General features: G+C 65.7%; 14 protein-coding genes. 2 read left to right on the top strand and 12 right to left on the bottom strand.

Annotation, left to right across the window (positions count from 1 at the left end):
• The first annotated feature begins 76 nt into the window (after positions 1–76).
• Positions 77–1,945 carry a heavy metal translocating P-type ATPase gene (locus DESPIG_RS07275; protein ID WP_006006901.1) on the top strand — a complete coding sequence of 623 codons (1,869 nt, stop codon included), beginning with the start codon at positions 77–79 and terminating at the stop codon, positions 1,943–1,945.
• A 371-nt stretch (positions 1,946–2,316) separates the two neighbouring features.
• On the opposite strand, the gene fmt is transcribed toward DESPIG_RS07275, so the two are convergent.
• The 11 genes from fmt to DESPIG_RS07220 all read right to left on the bottom strand — a co-directional run bounded on the left by fmt (position 2,317) and on the right by DESPIG_RS07220 (position 18,223).
• The gene (gene fmt, locus DESPIG_RS07270; RefSeq protein WP_006006898.1) at positions 2,317–3,306 is read right to left on the bottom strand and encodes a methionyl-tRNA formyltransferase; all 990 of its coding nucleotides are present in this window, start codon (positions 3,304–3,306) and stop codon (positions 2,317–2,319) included.
• Positions 3,285–3,797: a peptide deformylase gene (def, locus tag DESPIG_RS07265; RefSeq protein ID WP_006006896.1), complete on the bottom strand. Its 513-nt coding sequence runs from the start codon at positions 3,795–3,797 to the stop codon at positions 3,285–3,287. Before def ends, fmt begins: the two co-directional genes overlap by 22 nt.
• Positions 3,798–3,809: 12 nt before the next feature.
• Positions 3,810–5,666 carry an aspartate--tRNA ligase gene (aspS, locus tag DESPIG_RS07260; RefSeq protein WP_006006894.1) on the bottom strand — a complete coding sequence of 619 codons (1,857 nt, stop codon included), beginning with the start codon at positions 5,664–5,666 and terminating at the stop codon, positions 3,810–3,812.
• On the bottom strand, positions 5,666–6,937 hold the full coding sequence (hisS, locus tag DESPIG_RS07255) for a histidine--tRNA ligase (RefSeq protein WP_006006891.1): 1,272 nt from the start codon (positions 6,935–6,937) through the stop codon (positions 5,666–5,668). The genes aspS and hisS overlap by 1 nt, the downstream gene beginning before the upstream one ends.
• 15 nt (positions 6,938–6,952) lie before the next feature.
• Complete coding sequence (gene purF / locus DESPIG_RS07250) at positions 6,953–8,362, bottom strand: amidophosphoribosyltransferase (protein ID WP_006006888.1); 1,410 nt, start codon at positions 8,360–8,362, stop codon at positions 6,953–6,955.
• A gap of 332 nt (positions 8,363–8,694) precedes the next feature.
• A complete protein-coding gene (gene gyrA / locus DESPIG_RS07245; protein ID WP_006006885.1) occupies positions 8,695–11,250 on the bottom strand; it encodes a DNA gyrase subunit A in 2,556 nt (851 codons plus the stop codon).
• Positions 11,251–11,352: 102 nt separating this feature from the next.
• Positions 11,353–11,664, bottom strand: a complete 312-nt coding sequence (locus DESPIG_RS07240; protein ID WP_006006883.1) for a hypothetical protein — start codon at positions 11,662–11,664, stop codon at positions 11,353–11,355.
• Between the two features lie 18 nt (positions 11,665–11,682).
• Complete coding sequence (gyrB, locus tag DESPIG_RS07235; RefSeq protein WP_006006881.1) at positions 11,683–14,082, bottom strand: DNA topoisomerase (ATP-hydrolyzing) subunit B; 2,400 nt, start codon at positions 14,080–14,082, stop codon at positions 11,683–11,685.
• Complete coding sequence (gene dnaN / locus DESPIG_RS07230) at positions 14,082–15,236, bottom strand: DNA polymerase III subunit beta (protein ID WP_006006879.1); 1,155 nt, start codon at positions 15,234–15,236, stop codon at positions 14,082–14,084. The genes gyrB and dnaN overlap by 1 nt, the downstream gene beginning before the upstream one ends.
• 102 nt (positions 15,237–15,338) lie before the next feature.
• Positions 15,339–16,700: a DnaA/Hda family protein gene (locus DESPIG_RS07225; protein WP_006006876.1), complete on the bottom strand. Its 1,362-nt coding sequence runs from the start codon at positions 16,698–16,700 to the stop codon at positions 15,339–15,341.
• Between the two features lie 287 nt (positions 16,701–16,987).
• A complete protein-coding gene (locus DESPIG_RS07220) occupies positions 16,988–18,223 on the bottom strand; it encodes an MFS transporter (protein WP_169304816.1) in 1,236 nt (411 codons plus the stop codon).
• Between the two features lie 281 nt (positions 18,224–18,504).
• On the opposite strand from DESPIG_RS07220, the gene DESPIG_RS07215 reads away from it, so the two are divergent.
• Positions 18,505–19,953: a M23 family metallopeptidase gene (locus tag DESPIG_RS07215; protein ID WP_006006871.1), complete on the top strand. Its 1,449-nt coding sequence runs from the start codon at positions 18,505–18,507 to the stop codon at positions 19,951–19,953.
• Between the two features lie 297 nt (positions 19,954–20,250).
• Here the strand turns inward: DESPIG_RS07215 and DESPIG_RS07210 are convergent, their stop codons facing one another.
• Entirely contained in the window at positions 20,251–22,791 is a 2,541-nt protein-coding gene (locus tag DESPIG_RS07210; RefSeq protein WP_147588993.1) for a hypothetical protein, read from the bottom strand.
• Between the last annotated feature and the right edge of the window lie 281 nt (positions 22,792–23,072).

The following is a 23,072-nucleotide window of genomic DNA, read 5'->3' as shown; positions in this document are numbered from 1 at the left end:
CACATCCGCCGCAGAGCCTTCCGGCACATGCCGGACTTGCGATGCTCATGACGCCCCGGACAGACAAGGAGGCTCCATGCTGGCAGACGTCAAGGAATGGCTCAGGGAAGAGCCCCGGCAGGCACTGGCCCTGGGCATATCGGCAGTGGCCCTGCTGCTGAGTTTTCTGGAACTTGTCCCCGGTCCTGTGGACCCGGCCTGGCTGGCCGTGCTGCTGTGCGGCGTGCCCATCATCAAGGAAGGCGCCGAAGGCCTGTTCACGCGCTTCGACATCAAGGCCGACGTGCTGGTCTCGCTGGCCCTGCTGGCGTCCGTCATCATCGGTGAGATCTTCGCCGCCGGTGAGGTGGCCTTCATCATGCAGCTGGGCGCCCTGCTGGAGGAACGCACCGTGGCCAAGGCCCGGGCGGGCATCGAGCGGCTGGTGCACCTGACCCCGCGCACGGCCCGCCGCCTGGACGGCAGCGCCGAGAGCATCATCCCCGCCGAAGAAGTGCGCGTGGACGACCTGCTGCGCGTGCTGCCCGGCGAGACCATCCCTGTGGACGGCATCATCGTCAGCGGCCAGACGGCCATCGACCAGTCGGTCATGACAGGCGAGTCCCTGCCCGTGGACAAGGGCCCCGGCGATGCGGTGTCCAGCGGCACGGTGAACCAGTTCGGTGCCTTCGACATGCGCGCCGTCAAGGTGGGCGAGGACAGCTCCCTGCAGCGCATGATCCGCCTGGTGCAGTCCGCCGACGCGGGCAAGGCCCGTATCGTGAGCCTGGCCGACCGCTGGGCCACCTGGATCGTGGTCACGGCCCTGACCGCCGCTGCGGGCACCTGGATCGTGACCGGCGAAGTGCTGCGCGCCGTGACCATCCTGGTGGTCTTCTGCCCCTGCGCCCTGGTGCTGGCCACGCCTACGGCCATCATGGCCGCCATCGGCAATGCCACCCGCCACGGCGTGCTGGTCAAGGAAGGGGACGCGCTGGAGCGTCTGGCCCGCGTCAAGGTCGTGGCTTTCGACAAGACCGGCACCCTGACCCGGGGCACCCCCGGCGTGGCCGCCGTACACAGCGCCCTGCCCGAGCTCGCGCCGCAGCAGCTGCATGTCCTGACCGCGGCCGCGGAGCGGCGCTCCGAACATCCGCTGGGCAAGGCCATCGTGCGGGACGCGGGCACCCGGGACATCCCCGAAGCCGAGGATTTCCGCATGCTGCCCGGGCGCGGCGTCTTCGCCCGAGTGGACGGCCATGCGCTGCTGGCGGGTAACCCTGCCCTGTTGCAGGACAACGGCATCGAGCTGTCCCCCACGGAAAGGGACGCGGCACAGCGTGCCCTTGATGCGGGCCAGAGCCTCGTCTATGTGGCCCTGGACGGACGTTTTGCCGGTTTCATCGCCCTGGCCGACAGCCTGCGCCACACGGCTGCCGCCACCCTGCAGGGCCTGCGGGACGCGGGCGTATCCACCATGCTGCTGACCGGCGACAACGAAGCCGCCGCCCGCAGCGTCAGCGCGGGCCTGGCCCTGGACGGCGTGCGCGCCAACTGCCTGCCCGCCGACAAGCTGGAATGGATCGCGGACAGTCAGCGTCAGGAACGGCCCGTCTGCATGATCGGTGACGGCATCAATGACGCGCCCGCCCTGAAAAAAGCCTTCGTGGGCGTGGCCATGGGCGGTATCGGCAGCGACATCGCCGTGGATGCCGCCGACATGGCCCTGGTCAATGACGACATCAAGGAGCTGCCGCACATCTTTGCCCTGGCCCGGCGCATGATGCGCACCATCACCCTCAATCTGTCCTTCTCCATGATCCTCAATTTCGCGGCCATCTTCCTGGCCATGGGCGGTCTGCTCTCGCCGGTGCTGGGCGCCCTCGTCCACAATGCCGGTTCGGTGCTGGTCATCATCAACTCGGCCCTGCTCCTGAACTGGCGCCACAAGGAGGCCGGAAGGTAGGAAGGTTTTTTGGGGGAAGGGACCCCCTTTGCCTAGCGCAAAAAGGGGGTCCCTTCCCCCAAGCCCCCATCCTCCCCCAAATGCGCTTTACTCAGGACAATATGATTAAGGGGGGACGCATCCTGCACTGAGGATCCCCCAAACCCAGAGCTTGCTGCCGCAGACAGCAGCCACCCGCAAAAAACAGAAAGGCCGCTCCGTCAGGAGCGGCCTTTCCTCTCTCTTTTCGGTCCATGTGCGCTGTCACTGCCCGCCAGTCAGCGACGGGGACGGGTGACGTCACCTGGATAACATTTTTTCGGGGTTGGGGGCGTGGGGGAAGGGGCAGTTTTTACAAAAACGCCCCTTCCCCCACAAAAAAATATCCTGCCCTACTCGCCAAAAGGCACGGCCATGCCGCACACGCCATACTGCGCCGGACGCAGATGACCATTGACGAAGGCCGCGGCCTCCATGTCCTTGCGGCCCTGGGGGCGCACCACCAGCAGACGGTACCAGCGGTCGGCACAGGCCACGCACAGGCCTTTCTTGTCCGTACGCAGGCTGCCGGGCCGCACACCGTCGCAGGGCTCGTCCACGCGGCCGGGCTGGAGCAGCAGGGGCAGCAGCTCATCCTGCCCGTCGAAACGGGCCTGGAGACGCGCACCGGGCCAGGGCGTCACGCCGCGGATACGGGCGTGGACCTCGGCGGCCGGACGGTCCCAGTCGATATAGCCGTCTTCCTTGGCCAGTTTGGCGGCATAGGTGACGCGGCTCTCGTCCTGTTCCCGGGCCTGGGCGCTGCCGTCGCGAAGCTGGTCCAGCACCGTGAGCAGCAGCTCGCCCCCGGCTTCGGCCAGGGCGTCATGCAGGCTGCCCGCCGTATGCTCGCCGATGGGCACCTCGCACTGGGCGTAGACCGGCCCGGCGTCGAGGGCGGGCACGATGCGCATGATGGACACGCCCGTCACATCCCCGGGCTGCCAGTTTTCCATGACGGCGCGCTGGATGGGCGCGGCGCCGCGGTAGCGCGGCAGCAGGGAGGTATGCACGTTGAGGGTGTCCACCGTGGGGATGTCCAGCACGGCCTGCGGCAGGATGAGGCCGTAGGCGGCCACCACCAGCAGGTCGGGCTCAAGGGCCGCCAGCTCGTCCACCGCGCCTTCCTGACGGAAGTTCAGGGGCTGGTGCACGGGCAGGCCCAGCTCCAGGGCCAGCTTTTTCACCGGCGAGGGCGTCAGCTTGTGGCCCCGGCCGGCGGGCCGGTCAGGCTGGGTGTAGACGGCCACCACATTGCCGCCGGGCCACCGGACCAGCCGCCGCAGCACGGCGGCGGCCAGGTCCGGAGTACCCATAAAGACTATCCTTTGCGCTTGAGCCATTTCTTCACCCGGGTGTCGTACAGGGAACGGCGCAGGCGGCCGATGCGGTCGATGAAGAGGGTGCCGTCCAGATGGTCGGCCTCATGCTGGATGACGATGGCCGCAAAGCCTTCCAGATCCTCTTCCACGATCTTGCCGTCCAGATCCATGTAACGCAGGTGCACGCGCTCGGCGCGCTGCACGTCGGCCCGGTAGTTGAGGGGCACGGAGAGGCAGCCTTCCTGACGGCTGAGCACGGTCTCCTCGCTCAGGGTCAGTTCGGGGTTGATGACGACCCGGGGCTGCTTCTCCTCGTCCTGCGCGGCGGGGTCCATGACCAGCATGCGGATATTACGGCCCACCTGCGGGGCGGCCAGCCCCACGCCGGGGGCCTCGTACATGGTCTCCAGCATGTCGGCGGCCAGCTGGCGGATCTCGTCGGTGATCTCCGTCACGGGCACGCATTTTTCCTTCAGGCTGGCAGCGGGATAGGTCACAATATCCAGAATCATGGCATCCTCCCGCTAGGCCTGGGCGTTCTCGGCGGGTTTGGCGGCTTCCTTGTCGGTCTCGCGCAGGCGCAGGCCCAGTTCACGCAGCTGACGCGCGGACACCGTGGAGGGCGCCTCGGTCATCAGGCAGGTGGCCTTCTGGGTCTTGGGGAAGGCGATGACGTCGCGGATGCTGGACGCACCGGAAAGCAGCATGACCAGACGGTCCAGACCAAAGGCCAGACCGCCGTGCGGCGGCGCACCGTGCTCCAGGGCCTGGATGAGGAAGCCGAACTGGGCCTCGGCCTGCTCGGGCGTGAAGCCCAGGGCCTGGAACATGTGGCGCTGCACTTCGGCGGAGTGGATGCGGATGGAACCGCCGCCCACTTCGTTGCCGTTGAGCACCATGTCGTAGGCACGGGCCAGGGCACGGGCCGGGTCGCTGTTCATGATCTCCAGATGACCGGGCGCGGGCGAGGTGAAGGGATGGTGGCAGGCCACGTAGCGCTTTTCTTCCTCGCTGTATTCGAACAGCGGGAATTCCGTCACCCACAGGAAGTTGAAGGTGTTCTCGGGGATCAGGCCCAGCTGGTTGCCCAGGTGCACGCGCAGGTTGCCCAGGGCGGCGTTGACCATGGCGGGCTCGCCGGCCTGGAAGAAGACGATGTCGCCTACCTGGAGGTCCAGGGCCTCACGGATGCCGGCGCGTTCTTCTTCGGACAGGAACTTGGCGATGGGCGACTGCCACTCGTTTTCCTTGATCTTGATCCAGGCCAGGCCCATGGCGCCGTAGATCTTGACGAACTCGGTGTAGGCGTCGATCTCCTTGCGGGTCATGGCTTCGCCGCCGGGCACCTTCATGGCCTTGACCAGCTTGGCCTGGGCAAAGAGCTTGAAGCCGGAACCGCGCACGATGTCGGTGATGTCCACCAGCTCCAGACCGAAACGGGTATCGGGCTTGTCCACACCGTAGCGGCGCATGGCTTCTTCATACTTCATGCGCGGGAAGGGACGGGGGATGTCCATGCCCATGACGTCGTGGAACACGCGGGCCATGAGGTTTTCGGCCATGGTCATGACCTTTTCCTCGTCCACGAAGCTCATCTCGATATCCACCTGGGTGAATTCGGGCTGGCGGTCGGCACGCAGGTCTTCGTCACGGAAGCAGCGCACGATCTGGAAGTAGCGGTCGAAACCGCCCACCATGAGCAGCTGCTTGAACAGCTGGGGCGACTGCGGCAGGGCGTAGAACTGGCCGGGGTTGAGACGGCTGGGCACCAGGAAGTCGCGGGCGCCTTCGGGCGTGGACTTGGTGAGGACCGGGGTCTCCACTTCCAGGAAGCCGTCGTCGTCCAGCTGGCGGCGGATGGCCTGGGCCACCTTGTGGCGCAGGCGCAGGTTGGCCTGCATGCGCGGACGGCGCAGGTCCAGATAACGCCAGGCCAGGCGCAGGTTCTCACCGGCGTCGCAGCGTTCTTCGATGGCGAAGGGCGGGGTCTTGGAGGTGTTGAGCAGCTTCCACTCATGCACCACCACTTCGATGGCACCGGTGACCAGGTTGGGGTTGGTCATGCCCTCGGGACGGGGACGCACCACGCCCTTGATGGCCAGCACGTATTCGGAACGCAGGATGTGCGCGTTCTCGTGCGCGGCGGGAGCGATATCGGGGCTGAAAACGACCTGGGTCAGACCTTCACGGTCACGCAGGTCCACGAAGATGAGGCCGCCGTGGTCGCGGCGGTATTGCACCCAGCCCATGAGGCAGACCGTCTGTCCATCGTTGTCCAGGGTCAGCTGGCCGCAAGTGTGGCTGCGGGTCCAGTCGCCGAGGTCTTCGATGAACTTCTGGTGCTCCTGCTGCACGTCCAGGCTTTGCGTCTGTTCAGTCATTATTTTTTCCCATTGTCAGAATTGGCAGCAAGGAAGTCCGCCGCGGCATCCAGGGACAGGGTCTGCTGCTCACCGCTGTCCATGTCTTTGACGACCACGGCGCCGGCGGCCGCTTCATCGGGACCCATGATGCAGCAGAAACGGGCATTGGACTTGCCCGCCTGACGCATCAGGCCCTTGAAACCGGCATCGCTGAAATTCATCTCGCCCTTGAGGCCCAGGCCGCGCAGGCGCTGCACCAGGCCGAAGCTCAGGTCGCGGCTCTGCGCGTCCATGGCCACGGCATAGAAATCCGGGCGGGGGGCTTCTTCGTCCCCGAGCATGAGGGCCAGGCGTTCCATGCCGCAGGCAAAGCCCACGCCGGGCACGTCGGGGCCGCCCACGCTCTTGACCAGGCCGTCATAACGGCCGCCACCGGCCACGGCGGCCTGCGCACCGATGCTTCCGCTTACCACCTCGAAGGTGGTGCGGCAATAGTAGTCCAGACCGCGCACCAGACGGTGGTCGATCTCGTACTTGACCCCGGCGGCGTCCAGCAGGCGCAGCACGGTGTCGAAGTGTTCCTTGCACTCGGGGCAGTTGTAGTCCAGCAGGCGGGGCGCCTCGTCGGTGACGCAGCGGCATTTTTCCTGCTTGCAGTCCAGCACGCGCAGGGGGTTGGTCTCCATGCGGCGGGTGCAGTCCTCGCACAGCTGGTCACAGCAGTCCTGACGGTGCAGATAGTCCACCAGGGCCTGCTTGAACAGAGGGCGGCAGTGGGCGCAGCCCAGGGAGTTGAGCTTGAGCGTCAGGTCCTTGAGGCCCAGCGCGGTGAGGAAGCGCGTGAGCATGATGATCAGATCCGCGTCGGCGTAGGGGCTGTGGGAGCCCAGGCACTCGCAGTTGATCTGGTGGAACTGGCGCATGCGGCCCTTCTGGGGGCGCTCGTAGCGGAACATGGGACCGGTGGTGAACAGGCGGCTCACGGACTCGCGGCTGTAGCGGGCATCTTCCACATAGGCGCGCATGACGCCGGCCGTGGCTTCGGGGCGCATGGTCATCATGCGGCCCTTGCGGTCCGGGAAGGTGAACATCTCTTTCTGCACCACGTCGGTCTCTTCACCGATGGAGCGCTTGAACAGGTCGGTGTATTCCAGCACGGGGGTGCGCAGTTCCACGAAGCCGTAACGGCCGAAGATCTCGCGCGCGGTATTCTCCATGCGGGTGAACAGCGAGCTCTGCGGCGGATACATGTCCGCGAAGCCCTTGATACGATTAGCGATAACAGCCATGTGAAAAACCTCGGACTAACGGCTGCCGCAGCAGCCGCCGCATTCCAGACGGAGTTTGCCCGACTCGCGGCAGGGCACGGGATAATTGCCGTCGAAGCAGGCCAGGCAGTAGCTGTCGGACTGCATGACGGAGCGCAGCAGGCCGTCGATGCTCAGGTAATGCAGGGAATCCACGTCCAGCATCTTGGTGATCTCGGGCAGGCTGTACTTGGCGGCGATGAGCTCGCCGCGCGAGGCGAAGTCGATGCCGTAGAAGCAGGGGAACTTCACCGGCGGGCAGCTGATGCGGATGTGCACTTCCTTGGCGCCCAGCTCGCGCAGCTTCTTGACGCGGGTGATCATGGTGGTGCCGCGCACGATGGAGTCGTCCACGATGCAGATCTTCTTGCCTTCGATCATGGAGCGCACGGGGTTGATCTTCACGCGCACGCCGAAGTTGCGCATGCTCTGCGTGGGCTGGATGAAGGTACGGCCCACGTAGTGGTTACGGATCATGGCGTGCTCGTAGGGCAGCTCGGCGCACTGGGCGAAGCCCACGGCCGAATAGACGCCGGAATCGGGGAAGGGCATGATGAAGTCCACGTCGGGGGTGGATTCGTGGGCCAGCTGCCAGCCCATCTGCTTGCGGCACTGGTAGACCTGCTCGCCGAAGACGAAGGAGTCGGGGCGGGCAAAGTAGACCAGCTCGAAGATGCACTGGCGGGGACGTTCCGGCAGGGGACCGCGCAACTGTTCGCTGTGTTCGCCCTTGCCGTCCATGATCAGCATCTCGCCGGGCTGGATGGGACGCTCGTAGTCGGCTTCCAGCAGGTCGAAGGCACAGGTCTCGGAGGCCAGCACCGGCGCGCCGTCCAGACGGCCCAGGGCCAGGGGATGGAAACCGTGGGGGTCGCGCACGGCCACCATAGTGCCGCCGGCGTAGACCAGCAGGCAGTAGGCGCCGCGCACGCGGGCGCAGGCCTCGCGGATGGCGTCCACCAGGTCATGCTCGCGCAGGGCTCGCACGATGAGGTGCATGAAAACTTCGGTATCGTTGGTGGTGCTGAAGATGGCGCCGTCGTTCTCCAGCTCCTCGCGCAGCTCCATGGTGTTCACCAGGTTGCCGTTGTGGGCGATGGTGATGTCCAGGCCCTTGTAGTGGGCCACGAAGGGCTGGGCGTTGCGCGCCGCGGAACGGCCCGTGGTGGAGTAACGCACATGGCCCAGAGAGATGGTGCCCGGCAGGGCCTGCAGGTTGGCTTCGGCAAAGACATCGGGCACCAGGCCCATGCCTTTGTGCTCGTGCAGCAGGCCTTTCTCGTCGATGGTGACGATGCCCGCGCTTTCCTGTCCGCGATGCTGCTGGGCGTACAGACCGAAATAGGTCAGTCGCGCAGCTTCCTCATGACCGTAGATACCCAAAAGACCACACTCGTGGCGAATCATAGCGTTTCCTCACTGCCAGCGCAAAATGCGTTGTTGTCTCCTCCGCCCTGCGGCGGGACCGTCTTCCCTCTCACCGCTCCGGGGCCCGCCTTGCAGGCAAGGCGGCCGACCAGCGCACGGCGGTACAAAGGGCGTGTCATATAACGGCGGGCCGCGCAATGCAAGTCCGCGCCCGCGCCGTTCCTCCCCTGACTCCTGCTCTGTCCCGGACAGGGAAAGAAGGGATGCACGGCCGGGTCTCCCCGGTCCTGTGCCTGCCCGGGTCCGCCCCGGCAGCCGCCGGGGAGCGGAACCAAAGGGCGCGGCGTCCCCAGGGGCGCCGCGCCGCGTATCTATTCGTTGCCGTCATCGGCTCCCGCTTCCGCCGGAGCGCTCTCCAGAGGTGCCACCGTGCTCTCGGGCGCGTCGTCATCGTCCTCCAGATCGTCCATACGGCTGCCGGTCTGGCCGCCTTCGTCCACGCGGTCGAAGCCCACCACATGCGCGCCTTCGTCCAGGCGCACCAGCATGACGCCCATGGTGGCCCGGCCCTTGCTGCGCACGTCTTCCACGCCGATGCGCACCACCTTGTTGGCCGAGGTCAGCATGATGAGGCCGTCGTTGTCACGCACGGGCATGGCGCCCACCACGGGCCCGGTCTTGGACGTGACCTTGAAGTTGATGATGCCCTTGCCGCCGCGCGACTGGAGGCGATAGAGGTCCACGCGGGTGCGCTTGCCGAAGCCGTTGGCGGAAATGGACATGATCTCCGTGGTCTGGTCGTTCTCCTTGAGGATGACGCCGGCCACCACCACGTCCTGACGGCGCAGGGCGATGCCCTTGACGCCCGTGGCCACGCGGCCCATGGGACGCACGTCCTTGCAGGCGAAGCGGATGGAGTAGCCGTCGGCCGTGGCCAGCACGATGTGGCTGTCCTCACGGATGGGCCGCACCACCACCAGCTCGTCGTCCTCGCGCAGGCCCACGGCCATGAGGCCGCTCTTGCGGCAGCGCGCGTAGAGCGAGGCCGAGGAGCGCTTGACCATGCCGCGCTTGGTCACGAAGAGGAAGTACTTGTCCTCGGCGAACTCGCGCACGGCCAGCACCGTGGTGACCCACTCCCCTTCTTCCAGGGGCAGCAGGTTGTTGATGTGCACGCCCTTGGCCGTGCGGCTGCCCTCGGGCACCTGATGCACCTTGAGCTGGTGCATGCGGCCCTTGTTGGTGAACAGGCACAGGTACTGGTGGTTGGTGGTGGTCAAAAACTCCTGCACATAGTCGTCATCGGAGGTATGCAGGGCCGCGATGCCCTTGCCGCCGCGCTTCTGCTGCTGGTAGTTCTCCAGGCTGGTGCGCTTCATGTAGCCGCGACGCGACAGGGTGATGACCACTTCCTCGTCGGGGATGAGGTCTTCGATGTCGATGCCGCCCAGGGCGTCGGTGAGCACTTCGGTGCGGCGCGGCGTGGCGAAGGTCTCGCGGATCTCGCGGATCTCGCGCTTGAGCTCGGAGCGCAGCACTTCGGGGTTCTCCAGCACGGACTTGAAGAACTCGATCTTTTCCAGCAGCTCGCGGTATTCGGCCATGAGCTCTTCACGCTGCAGGCCGGTCAGGCGCTGCAGGCGCATGTCCAGGATGGCGCGGGCCTGCACCTCGGAAAGCTCGAAGCGCTGCATGAGGCCGGCGCGGGCCTCGTCGGGGCTGGCGGAGGCGCGGATCAGGGCCACCACCTCGTCGATGTGGTCGATGGCGATGCGCAGGCCTTCCAGGATGTGGGCGCGGGCCTCGGCCTTCTGCAGGTCGTAGCGGGTGCGGCGGATGACCACCTCGCGGCGGTGGTCCACGAAGCAGGACAGGGCCGTCTTGAGGTTGAGCAGCACGGGACGGTTGTCCACCACGGCCAGCATGTTGATGCCGAAGCTGGTCTCCAGCGGCGTGTACTTGTACAGGCTGTTGATGACGATGTCCGGGATGGTGCCGCGCTTCAGATCGATGACCACGCGGATGCCCTTGCGGTCGGACTCGTCGCGCAGGTCGGAGATGCCGTCGATCTTGTGGTCATTGACCAGACCGGCGATCTTCTCCACCAGCGAGGACTTGTTGAGGCCGAAGGGGATCTCGCGGATGACGATGGCCTGCAGGCCCTTCTTGCGTTCTTCCACTTCCAGGCGGCCGCGCACTTTCACGGTGCCGCGACCGGTGTGGTAGGCATCGGACAGGCCCTTGCCCGCGTAGACGAAGCCGCGCGTGGGGAAGTCCGGGCCCTTGACCACTTCCATGAGGTCCGAGATGGTGCACTGGGGATCGTCCAGCAGCATCTGCAGGGCGTCGCACAGCTCGCCCAGGTTGTGGGGCGGGATGTTGGTGGCCATGCCCACGGCGATGCCCGACGAACCGTTGAGCAGCAGGTTGGGCACCTTGGTGGGCAGCACCGAGGGCTCCTGCAGGGTGTTGTCGTAGTTGGGGCGGAAGTCCACGGTCTCCTTGTCGATGTCGGCCAAAAACTCGCTGGCCAGACGCGACATGCGCACTTCCGTGTAACGCATGGCGGCCGCGGCGTCGCCGTCGATGGAACCGAAGTTGCCCTGCCCGTCCACCAGCGGGTCGCGCATGGAGAAGTCCTGGGCCAGGCGCACCAGGGCATCGTACACGGCGCTGTCGCCGTGGGGATGGTACTTACCGATGACGTCACCGACGATGCGCGCCGATTTCTTGTGCGGACGGTTGTAACTGTTGGCCAGCTCGTACTGGGCGTACATGATGCGCCGGTGCACGGGCTTGAGGCCGTCACGCGCGTCGGGGATGGCGCGCCCGATGATGACCGAAAGGGAATACTCCAGATAGGACTTGCGGAGTTCCTTCTCAATGCTGACTTGCGGCTGCTGTATGCCGCTGTTCTGTTCAGACACGTTTGCCTCGCAGGTAAAATATCAAATCGGGAGCGGGTCCCGCATTCTTTCTCAAAGGATGTACCGGGGGAGCCGCCGGGCGGCCCCCGCCGGGGAGCGTCCTCAGGCAGCCAGCCAGTACCTGCCCCAGAGCCAGACCAGCAGCAGCATGGTCCCCTCACCGAAGCAGACACGGATCACGGCGGGCAGGAGACGGCGCACGTCCCCCGCGCAGCGGGAGCTGGTGAAGATGAAGACGAAGATGTTGCTGAACAGCACCGCCATGGCTGCCGGATAGGCCAGGCTGTAGGCCTTGGGGTAGCCTTCCAGCGAGATGGTCAGCCACAGGCACATGGCCGCGCAGACCAGCCAGCCGCAGACAGCGATGACGGAGCAGCCGAAGCAGCTCTTCTTTTCCTTGCCAGTTTCCTGCATGCGTCGTCCCTCCGGCAGCTAGATGTCCAGATCCTGCACGCTCAGGGCGTTGCGTTCGATGAATTCGCGGCGGGGCTCCACACGGTCGCCCATGAGTTCCTCGAAGGCGTCCGAAGCCTCGTTGGCGTCCTCCACCGAGACCTGCAGCAGCACGCGGTTCTCGGGGTTCATGGTGGTCACCCAGAGCTGTTCGGGGTTCATTTCACCAAGACCCTTGTAGCGCTGGATGTTGATGCCCTTGCGGGCCTCGTCCAGGGTCATCTGCATCAGGTCGAACACGTCGCCGGCCTGGCTGCTGCTGTCCTTGCGGCGCAGGCTGAAGCTCAGCTCGCCGCACTGTTCGCGCAGGTCGTTGAACAGCTGCCAGGTCTGCCGGTACAGGCGGGAGGCGAAGAATTCCATGCCGCGGCGGGTGTGGTGGCTGCCCGTGTTCTCGAACACGGCGAACACGCGGCCTTCGTCCTCGTCCTCGCTGTGTTCCCGTTCCAGGCTCAGGGCATATTCGTGCTTCTCCAGCCAGGACAGGAAGTCGGCATCACGGGCTTCCAGCAGCGCGCGGTCCACGGCGCGGGGATAGGTGGCCAGGGCCAGGAACAGGGGCCGGGGCATGCCGGTGCTCTCGGCATCGGCCACGCGCAGCTCGATCTTCTCGATGGTCTCCATGAGGCGGATCAGGTCGCGGCCCGTGTATTCCCGCCCGTTGGCGGCCACCACGGTCACGTCCTCGCTCACGCGGTTGAGCAGGAACTCGTTGAGCTCGGCATCGTCCTTGATGAACTTTTCCATGCGCGCGTTGTGCACACGGTACAGGGGCGGCTGCGCGATGTAGACGTAGCCCTTTTCCACCATCTCCTGATACTGCCGGAAGAAGAAGGTCAGCAGCAGGGTGCGGATGTGGGCGCCGTCCACGTCGGCGTCCGTCATGATGATGATCTTGTGGTAGCGCAGCTTGTCGAGGTCGGTGTCTTCCTCGCCGATGCCCGCGCCCATGGCCGTGATGAGGGCCTTCACTTCCTTGTTGGCCAGCATCTTGTCGAAGCGGGTGCGCTCGGTGTTCAGGATCTTGCCGCGCAGGGGCAGGATGGCCTGGTTGCGCGGGTTGCGGCCCTGCTTGGCGGAGCCGCCTGCGGAGTCACCTTCCACGATGAACAGTTCGGATTCCGCGGGGTCCTTGCTCTGGCAGTCGGCCAGCTTGCCGGGCAGGGAGTTGTCCGAGAGCGCGCCCTTGCGGCGCACCAGTTCCTTGGCGCGGCGGGCGGCGTCGCGGGCGCGGGCGGCGTCCACGGCCTTGTCGATGATCAGGCGGATGTCCTTGGGGTTCTCCTCAAAGTAGACCGTGAGCCTGTCATAGACCATGCCGGCCACCATGCCGGCCACTTCGCTGTTGCCGAGCTTGGTCTTGGTCTGGCCTTCGAACTGGGGCTGGGGCAGCTTGACGCTGATGACGGCCGTGAGGCCCTCGCGCACGTCGTCGCCCGACAGGGCCGTGCCCTTGAGCTTCTTGGTCAGGTCCGGCTGGTTCTTCACATAGCCGTTGATGGCGCGGGTGAGCGCCGTACGGAAGCCCACCAGATGCGTGCCGCCTTCCTTGGTATGGATGTTGTTGGCGAAGGTGAGGATGGTCTCCTTGTAGCCGGCGTTGTACTGGAGGGCAAAGTCGATGGCCACATTGTCCACCACGCCTTCGGCCATGATGATGGGATGGATGCCCTGCTGGCCGGAGTTGAGGTCGCTCACGAACTGGCGGATGCCGCCCTCGGCGTGGAACACATGGGTCTCGCTGGTGCGCTCGTCGATGCACTCGATGTACAGGCCCTTGTTGAGGTAGGCCAGCTCCTCGAAGCGCTTCTTGAGGGTGTCGTACGAGAACTCCAGCACCTCGAAGATCTGTTCGTCGGGCTGGAAACGCACCGTGGTGCCGTGGCCGTCGGCCTCGCCGATGACCGTCAGCTGGTCCTGCGGCACGCCGCGGGAATAGTGCTGGCGGTAGCGCTTGCCGTCGCGGCGCACCGTGACCGTCAGCCACTCGGACAGGGCGTTGACGCAGGACACGCCCACGCCGTGCAGGCCGCCGGAGACCTTGTAGCTGTTGTTGTCGAACTTGCCGCCGGCGTGCAGCTTGGTCATGACCACCTGCACCGCGGGCACGCCTTCCTTGGGATGGATGTCCACGGGGATGCCGCGGCCGTCGTCGCGCACGGTGACGCTGTTGTCGGCGTGCAGGATGACGGTGATGCGGGTGCAGAAGCCGGCCATGGCCTCGTCGATGGAGTTGTCCACCACTTCGTACACCAGATGGTGCAGGCCGCGCACGTCGGTGGAACCGATGTACATGGCCGGGCGCTTGCGCACCGCGGACAACCCTTCGAGAATGGTAATGGATGAGGCGTCGTAGCTGGAGGCCATGTCAGGAGCCATTAAACATCTTCCTCGCTATAATAGGTGGATTCGGAAATCTTCATGGGCATGATGATGACCGTGTACTCGTTGTCTTCGGAACCGCGGATGCCGCAGGGGCCTTCGGCGCCGGTCAGGATCATGTCCACGCTGGGCGAACTGAAGTGGCCCAGCACGTCCATGAGGTTGCGGGTGGGGAAGGCGATGCGGCTGATGTCGCCGCGGTAGGTCACTTCCAGGCTCTCGTTGGCCGAACCGGTGTCCTGCCCCTGGGCGGAGAGGCGCACTTCGTTGTCGCCCAGGTCGAGATAGGCGCAGCGGTCGCTGTCGGTGTTGAAGATCTGGATGCGGCCCAGGGCCTCGATGGCTTCCTTGCGGTTGACGGTGAGCAGGCTCACGCCGTCGCCTTCCAGGCGGCTCATGAACACCGTGTAGTCGGGGTAATCATGACCGGCACGCGGCACGGACAGGCTCTCGGCACCGTCCAGGGTACGCAGGTACAGGCGCTTGTCGGTGATGTTGAGCTCGATCTCGTCCACGCCCAGCCACTTCTTCATGTCCTGCAGGTACTTCTTCTGGATCAGCACGCCCTCTTCGGGCAGACGGGCGGCCAGATCGTCATGGGTGAAGGAGACCAGGGCGAACTGATGGCCGTTGAGGCCGCAGACGTCGATACGGCCATTGCCGCAGGGCTTCATGTACAGGCAGGTGATGGCGTCGGTGGCGTCGTCATCGCTGATGCAGAAGACCACGCGATCCAGCACGTCCTGCAAAAAGTCGCCCGACCAGGTCACCGGGGTCTCGTCCGGGAATTCGGAAAAGTTCTGGAACCACTCGGCCCCGCTCACGGGCAGCTTGTAGGTACGGCGGCCCTGTTCCAGCAGCAGGTTGCCGGTGCTCTCGTCCAGGGTGAGCTGGAGCACGCCCGCGGGCAGCTGACGCACCAGATCCACGAAGGCGCGGCCCTGCACGCCGATGAGGCCGGGCTGCTTCACTTCGGCGGGATAACGGCCGGTGAATTCGATATTGGCGTCCGTGGCCATGATGGACAGGCTGCCCTTCTCGGCCTTGAGCCAGATGGAACGCAGGTAGGCGGCCCCTGCTTTGGCAGGGATGATGGCTGCCGCTTTCTGCAGGCCTTCGATGATCTGTTCTTTATTAACAGAAAGTTTCATAAAAGAATCCTTGTAATAATTGATGCCTGTGCTTTTGTGCGAAACCTCTGCAACAAGCTGTTTTTACTTGAAATTTTAGCAAGCCCTTTAAGCACTGCCCGTCTACGCCCTGAACACGTCATCCGTGGGAGCGCCGTCCGGCTGTTCCTGATGTGCGCATTTTTCCAGTCTGGCGACAAGGTGTTGCACATCTTTGTTACTTTCCAGCATTTTTCCAATCTTTTTGACCGCATGGATGACGGTACTATGGTCGCGTCCGCCAAAGGCCCGGCCCAGTTCGGGATAGGAAAGGCCCAGATGGCGGCGACAGACGTACATGGCCGCCTGCCGGGCCATGACCAGGCGCGCGTGGCGGCCCGTACCGGTGATGTCGGCGGGGGCGGCGTCGCAGCAGCGTGCGGCCTCGGCCAGGATCTGTTCGTGTCCGGCATGGCAGGACTGCACCGGGCCCGTGCGGGCCAGACGTTCCAGATCGTCCAGGCTGGGGCGCGGTGCGGCGGCATCTTCCCAGGCCGCCTTGACCCGGAGCAGCAGGGAACGCAGGCCGTGGAAATGGGCCGCGCGCCGTGCCATGAGGCGCAGATGTTCGCGGGGCAGGTCCAGGGCGTTCTCGCGGCAGCACTGCTGCAGGTAACGCATGCGGGCTTCCATGTCCGGCGGGGTCAGCTCGGCGGAGAACAGCTGCCGGACGCGGGCGGCGGGACCGGGCTCCCACGTTCCCAGAACATCGGGGCCGCCCTCCAGGGCCAGGACCACCGGGGCCTTTTCGGGGCGATGCGCCAGCAGGGCCGCCAGCAGGCGCTGGAAACGGGGCTGCCCGCCCAGGGTCTGGATATCGTCCAGGAACAGGGCATCGGCCTGTTGCCAGAACAGGGGGGCCGTCTGTTCCTCCAGAGGGCAGTGCTGAAAAAAACGGGCCGCCGGGGCCAGGATGACGCGCAGGTCCTGCCGGGCAAGGGCCGCGGCCATGTGATGCAGCAGATGGCTCTTGCCCGTGCCTTTTTCGCCGTGGAGAAGGAAGGGGCTGTGCCCGGGCTCCCGCAGGGCAACGGCCCTGGCCATGGCCAGGGGGAAGGCATTGCGGGCACCGCCCGGCAGCGGCATCTCGTCCCTGCTGTCATCATGGAAAAAGAGGGCGTCCGGGATGCGGGCCGGGGCCGTGTGCGGCGCGGGGCCCTGGGGCCGGGGCTGCCCGGGCAGGACATATTCCAGCCGGGGGGCGTCGGCGTCCGGCCAGGCGGCCTTCACGGCTGCCGAAAAATCCGTTTCGTGCGGCGCGAACCAGCGGGCGAAGTAGATATGGGGAAAGGTGATCCGCAACACATTGCCGGACGGAAGGTGCTCCATGACCAGACCATCCAGCCAGGGCGCTCCCCCGCCATCCGGGCCACCGGGGATGCCGCCGAGCAGATGCCGGCGCAGGCGGTGGCGAAAATCCTGAAGGGAAACATGTGCATTTGTCATGAGCGGCCCCTTGCGATCCGGGACCTTCTTCCGGTCGTCGCAAAGATGTTTTTATAGCATAAAAACGTCCGCTAAACAAGTGCGCTGATGGTTCTCCAACGCGACGGATGGGTCAGGAAGGCTTGCATTTGGGCGGTAAGCCTTTTTGCCTTCTTCTGTGTGGGGGGATACGGCGGCGTTTGACAAAAGCCCCCAGCAGCCTGCCTGTACAGCCTGCCGGGGGCGGGATCCTTAACTATGTCACTTATGAAACTTTTGTGCGTATCTTTATTAAGATATTATTTTTATTACTTTTTATCAACGAATGTCTCGGGCAGGAGCCAGGCGGCCAAAGCACTGACGGCAGCCAGGAGCACCAGCGGGGCAAAGGCCCATGTCCAGGGCTGGGACAGGCCCGCCTGCTGGGCAAAGGAAAGCAGCGCCCCGGAGACCAGCTGGAGCAGCGCCCCGCCCACGAAGACCGAGGACGCCAGGATGCCGCTCAGGCTGCCCACCATGCGATTGCCGAAGCGCTCCCGGCCGGTGGCATAGCCCACGGGGCAGGGACCGTTGGCCGCGATGCCCAGCCCCAGAGAAACGACGAACAGCAGGGGCACGCTCAGGCTGGCGCTGCCCAGGCTCAGGGCCGCAGCGGAGACGCAGGCCAGCAGGCTGGCCAGGACCATGGCCTTGCGGCGGGACTTGAGGCGCTTTTCGCTGATCCAGGTCAAAAGCGGCGTCCCGGCGATGAAGCCCACGGCGCCCATGGCCAGGATGTTGCCGATGAGGCTGGGCGAAAGGCCGAAGGTCCCGCCCATGTAGACCGCGCCCCAAAGGCCGTGGAACACGAAATACTGCGACGGCAGGGTCAGGTACCAGACGACCATCTTCCAGAAGTCGGACTGTTTGGCCATGGCGGCCACATCACGCAGCACGTCTGCCAGGCGGATACCGTTGCAGGTGGCGGCCAGATGGGGCGGCCAGTCCCGCACCACGGTATAGATGATGACGGTCAGGGAACAGGTCAGCACGGAAAGTGCCAGGAAGACCAGCCGCCAGCCCACCCAGTGGTTGGCCAGGGAGAGCGGCGTGGTGGCCAGCAGGCCGCCCATGCCGCCCGCGATGAAGAACAGGGTGCAGAGGCGGGAGAAGGTCTCGGGCGCGAACCAGCGGCTGAACAGGGTGAAGGAAGAGGACATGACCCCCGCCATGCCCAGGCCGTTGAGCAGGCGCCCGGCCACGGCCATGGGCAGACTGTGGGCCGTGGCGAAAAGGAAGCCGCCAAGGGCCGCCACCAGGAACTGGCAGCTCAGCAGGCGGCGCGGGCCGAAGCGGGTGGAGAGAATGCCGGAAAAGACCTGGGTGAGGGCATAGGCATACAGATAGGCGGAACCCAGCAGGCCCATGTCACCGGAGGAGAGCCCGAGATCCCGCATGACATCGGGGGTGACGACGGTGATGGCCACGTTCTGGATGAAAACCACCAGATAGGCTGAGGACAGGACGAAAAACAGCCATTTTTTGTAGGAAAGATGCAAAGACACGGAAAGCTCCATGAAAGCGTCCTCTGACGCTGCTGCGATGATGATTGTTTGTTGCGTGAGCAACATCTATACGGCAGGCGCAAGAAAATCAAGTCCGAATGTTTTTATTATTATCTTTATTTTCAGTATGTTATCATATTTACGCACATGATGACACAAGGAACACCCCTCAGGGAGGGCATGGCGCGTTCCGTGTTCCTCGTCCGGAGATGACGGCGGGCATCTTGCTGGACAACTGACGGGCGCGCAGGCTATATGCCATACTGTTTGGAGTGTACCGCATGAAGAAAACAGGACTTGCAGTCTTTTTCGTCCTCGTGATCCTTCTCGGCCTGCTGGCCGGGCAGCTGGGCATAGCCCACCTGCCCTGGAGCTCGGAGGATGCAGATACGGCTCCCGCCCAGGCCGTGACGGAGCAGGCCGCCGAGGCCCCGGCCCGGGATGGGGAGACGACGGCCTCTGCGACCGGGGCGGAAGATGCCGGGCAGGCAGAAGCCCCCGACGCTCCCGAAGCCGCCGCCACGGAAGCGATAGCGGCGGATCAGGATGCCCAGCCCGCGGTGCCGCTGCCCGAAGGGGCCGAGATCATCAACGGCGAGGCCGTGGTGCACGGCACGGTGGAAAAGGGCGATACCGTCAGCAAGATCATCGAGGGCAACACGTCTTCCGGATCCCACCCCTATGTGAGCGCCGCCCGGCAGGTCTTCTCCATGCGGGCCTTCCGTACCGGCCAGCCTTACACCATCGTGGTGGATCCGGCTTCCGGCCAGCTCAAGCGCTTCGAGTACGAGATCGACGCCAGCCGCCGTCTGGTGGTGGAAGGGGCGGAAGAGCCCGTGGCCCGCGTGGAGCCCATCGAATATGTGACCACCCTCGCCCAGGTGGAAGCCACCATCGACGACAATCTCTTCCAGGCCGTGGCCGACATCGGCGAGAGCCCGCAGCTGGCCCTCACCCTGGGCAACCTGTTCGGCTCGGAGATCAACTTCATCCGCGACCTGCAGCCCGGCGACAGTTTCAAGGTGCTGGTGGAAAAGCGCTACCGTGACGGCGAGTACAAGGGCTATGGCCGCGTGCTGGCCGCCCACTTCACCAATACGGGCACCACCTACGAGGCCTATCTGTTCCGTGACGGCAAGAACCGGCCGCAGCATTACAATGCCAAGGGCGAGAACCTGCGCAAGACCCTGCTCCAGGCGCCGCTGGCCTTCACCCGCGTGACGTCCCGCTTCTCGCACAACCGCAAGCACCCCATCCTGGGCTACAGCCGCCCCCATCTGGGCGTGGACTACGGCGCGCCCACCGGTACGCCGGTCAAGGCCGTGGGCGACGGCGTGGTCACCCGGCGCAGCTGGGCCGGCGGTTACGGCAACCAGGTCATCATCAAGCATTCGGCCGGGCTGGAATCCATGTATTCCCATCTGTCCGGCTATGCCCGCGGCCTGCGTAACGGCCAGCGCGTGCGGCAGGGCCAGGTCATCGGCTTCGTGGGCAGCACGGGCCTTTCTTCCGGGCCGCATCTGGATTTCCGCCTGCGGCAGAACGGCAAGTTCGTCAATCCGGCCAAGGCCATCAACCCGCGCGGCGAGAGCGTGCGCAAGGCCTCCATGGAGCGCTTCCGCAAGACCGTGGAAAAGGAACGTGCCCTGCTGCTGGGCCAGACATCGTTGCTGGAATACGATGTGGACAGCATCGTGCCTGTGGACGACGTGGAGCCTTCCGTCAGGTAGCGGTCATGATATTTGTTGGGCAGTATGCCAAAACGAACGCCCCGTGCATCGCACGGGGCGTTCGTTTTGAGCACTGCTTTTGTGGGGGGAAGGTACCCCCTTTGACCAGTGCCCCAAGGGGGTACCTTCCCCCCCAAGCCCCCCATCCCCCTCCAAATGCACTTTTTCCGGGGGCCTGTCCCGCTCCTGAAAAGAAAAAGCCCCTGTGAAGGGGCTGTGTGCTGAAGCAGGGGGCGTGGCCGCAACCGTTGCGGAAGCCCGGGGGAGAACGTCTTCCCCCGGGACTGTTTCACGTAATTACTGCCCGTCTCCGGGAAGGCTGAGATCATAGGGGATGCCGGAGAAATAGCGCGTCAGCAGCTGGTGGAGCTGCGGGTAGAAGGTGGTGCGGTTGTCCCCCGCATCCAGCAGCTGGTCCAGACGGTGCACGCCGGTGGTGACGCCCGGCCGGAGCTGGTCCGGCGGCGGCAGGGTGATCCAGCGGGTGCCCTGGAGCTTCCGGCTGCCGCCAAGGCCCTGCCTGTCCGTATTGATGAGCATGTGGATGCTGCCGTCGAAGCCCATGTAGACATCGTGCGGGGTGAAGGCGCCGGACAAACGGTTGGCAAGGAAGCGCAGCAGCTGGCTCTGCCCCCGGCTTTCCTGCACGGGGCGCAGGGCTGCCAGAAAGGCGTCGATGGCGGCCTTTGCCTCGCCGTGCTTGCCCTTGGCCCAGCGGCTGCCTTCCAGCAGGCCGTGCAGGGCCGCGGCGGCATCGTCCCGGCCGGATTCCAGGCAGACGGCCAGCTGTTCCGCCACATTCGCTTCCTTATGGATGACATTGTCGAGGAGCCTGCCGCAGGCCACGGCCGCGTCCCTGCCCTTCTCCAGCAGCCGCAGGCCGTCCTGCAGGGCCGCGCGTGCCACCACGCCGCCTTCCTGGTCCTTCAGGCCGCCAAGGATGCGTTCCACGCTCTGCCGGATCAGATCGAGGCCCTCCCGGGCGCCGTCGGTGTCCAGGCCCCGGGCTTCGGGCTGGGCGCTGCGCACGGTGGGGTTCTCCGTCTGCATGCGGGCCAGGGTCAGGTTGGCCATGAAGCGGGCCACGGAGGTGCGCAGCTCCACGATGGCCTGCTGCCGGTGTTCCGGCTCGCGCGGGCCGTCGGTACGCAGGCGCAGGGCCAGACGGCTGATCTGGAGCCCCTGGGAGATGAGGCTGTCCGCCTGGGGCAGCCGGGCGCGCTGCAACAGTGCTCCCGCGTGCCCCACCACCTGATGCAGGGCGCGCGCCTGCTCAAGGGCATCCAGGCGGCTCTCCGCCTGGCCGGTCTCGGCAAGCTGGAAGACGGGGCGATCCATGGCCGGTTCGAGATGGCGCAGCAGATCGGCCCGCCCTTCCCGGAAGCGCTGGCGCACGGCTTCCGGCATCCGGGCATCCCCCGTCCTCCGGTCGATGAGGGACAGGGCGTCCCTGACGGCCCAGGGATCCGTGGCGGGAGAGCGCAGGGCCTCGATGAGCGTGTCACAGGCCTGGCCCCATTCCTGACGGTCCATGTCCGGGGGCAGGTCGGTCTCGGCCAGCTCGTGCAGCAGCAGGCCGGTCCGGCAGCGGCTGTCCCGCTGGGCCAGCTCGCCCAGACCTTCCGTCAGCTGGCCGTACAGGCGGGAGATGTCCCGTATCTGAAGGCGTGCCTGCCGGATGCCTTGCCGGAACGGATCAGCGTCGGGGCGAGCCGCATCCGCCGGGGCACTGTCTCCGGTCGAGGGCCGGTCACCGCGTTGGAGGGCGGCCAGCTCCTGCCGGACGAAGTCCGCGTCGATGCGGCGGAAGTCCTGCCCCTCCTGCCCCACGCTCTCCGGCGTATCCAGATGGCGCAGGGCCAGACCGCAGACATCGTCCAAAGCGCAGTGGATGGCCCGGCGCATCTTGGCGTCCACCTGATGCTGGACGTGGGCGAAGCTGTCCGCATCGGCCGTCAGTCTGTCCTGCAGGACGGCATCCACGGCTTCCAGTGCGGCCTGCAGGGTGTCCCGGGCCTCGCCCGTGAACCGGGCCAGGGTGGCCTGGCGTTCCTGCAGGGCCTGCCGGGCTTCCTCCCTGAAGGTGATGCGGCCCAGGAAAAAGTCCCGCAGGGCGGCGGGGCTGAAACGCGAACGATAGGGCTGCGGGGCCGTTGGGGGCGCCGTGTCATCGACCGCTGCGGCAGGAGCCGTTCCCAGATCGGTGGCCCGGGCCTCCACGCGGGCGGCCATGTCGTCCGCCCCGGTATGCAGGGCATCCCGGATCAGGGCCAGGTCGGCGGCCATGTCCGCCTGTCCCTCATCGAGGTCGGCGATGACCGCATCCAGCAGGCCGCTCGTCTGCAATTGCCGCAGTTCCTCGGCCCGTTGCGGAGCTTCCTCGCGCAGGATGGCCATGTTGCGGCGCACACGGGTCTGGAGCAGCTCGGCATAGTCCGTGCCCCGGCTGGTCATGGGGCGCGCTGCCTGCCGCAGCCCGGCCAGTTCCCGCAAGGCCGATTCCAGATCCGCACGGCGCTGGGGATCGTCGGGCGCACCGGCAGCGGCATTGCGCAGATGGCCCAGGATCCTGCCCGTCTGGGCGCTGAAGTCTTCCAGCCCGCGCCGGAACTTGCCCTGGGCACGCCAGCCGGCCGGAGTGAGGCTGTCCAGAAGTTTGGAGAACCAGCGCCCCACCGTCCTGGGCGGGCCTGGGATGCGGTCGGTCTGCCGTGTGCCCGGCTCCAGCACTTCCATGCTGTGCCTGCCAAGGCGGCCCATGCCGCCCAGGGCGTCATAGCCGAAATCCGTATCGAGGCTGATGTAGCGTGTCTGCGGTGCCTGCACTGGTCCTGGCATGGCGTCCCCCTTTATTCGTATGGTTGAGAGCGGCTGTCTGGTGGCCTGCTCCGGCTGCCGTGGCCGGGCGGGGTGTCGTTATGGGTTTTCCTGCGGCGCCGCCACCCCGTGTCCGCCTGTGTGGCGCCGGTCCGGCGAGGTCCCTGCGGGGCCCGGCATGAGTACGGCCTTCCCACGGCCCCTTTGCCGGAGCTGTCACCGGAGAGGCGGGAGGCACCTGTAGGCGGAATCCCGACCGGATCCGGCCACCCTTCGTATCGGAGTAAGGTTGGGATGCCGGC

This window comes from Desulfovibrio piger ATCC 29098 (genome assembly GCF_000156375.1).
Taxonomy (GTDB): domain Bacteria; phylum Desulfobacterota; class Desulfovibrionia; order Desulfovibrionales; family Desulfovibrionaceae; genus Desulfovibrio; species Desulfovibrio piger.
This window is presented reverse-complemented; position numbering and strand designations above follow the sequence as displayed.

Excerpts from the sequence above, each read along its gene's own strand:
- DESPIG_RS07275 (WP_006006901.1), top strand. The coding sequence starts at position 77 with ATGCTGGCAGACGTCAAGGAATGGCTCAGGGAAGAGCCCCGGCAGGCA.
- fmt (WP_006006898.1), bottom strand. The coding sequence starts at position 3,306 with ATGGCTCAAGCGCAAAGGATAGTCTTTATGGGTACTCCGGACCTGGCC.
- def (WP_006006896.1), bottom strand. The coding sequence starts at position 3,797 with ATGATTCTGGATATTGTGACCTATCCCGCTGCCAGCCTGAAGGAAAAA.
- aspS (WP_006006894.1), bottom strand. The coding sequence starts at position 5,666 with ATGACTGAACAGACGCAAAGCCTGGACGTGCAGCAGGAGCACCAGAAG.
- hisS (WP_006006891.1), bottom strand. The coding sequence starts at position 6,937 with ATGGCTGTTATCGCTAATCGTATCAAGGGCTTCGCGGACATGTATCCG.
- purF (WP_006006888.1), bottom strand. The coding sequence starts at position 8,362 with ATGATTCGCCACGAGTGTGGTCTTTTGGGTATCTACGGTCATGAGGAA.
- DESPIG_RS07240 (WP_006006883.1), bottom strand. The coding sequence starts at position 11,664 with ATGCAGGAAACTGGCAAGGAAAAGAAGAGCTGCTTCGGCTGCTCCGTC.
- gyrB (WP_006006881.1), bottom strand. The coding sequence starts at position 14,082 with ATGGCTCCTGACATGGCCTCCAGCTACGACGCCTCATCCATTACCATT.
- dnaN (WP_006006879.1), bottom strand. The coding sequence starts at position 15,236 with ATGAAACTTTCTGTTAATAAAGAACAGATCATCGAAGGCCTGCAGAAA.
- DESPIG_RS07225 (WP_006006876.1), bottom strand. The coding sequence starts at position 16,700 with ATGACAAATGCACATGTTTCCCTTCAGGATTTTCGCCACCGCCTGCGC.
- DESPIG_RS07215 (WP_006006871.1), top strand. The coding sequence starts at position 18,505 with ATGAAGAAAACAGGACTTGCAGTCTTTTTCGTCCTCGTGATCCTTCTC.
- DESPIG_RS07210 (WP_147588993.1), bottom strand. The coding sequence starts at position 22,791 with ATGCCAGGACCAGTGCAGGCACCGCAGACACGCTACATCAGCCTCGAT.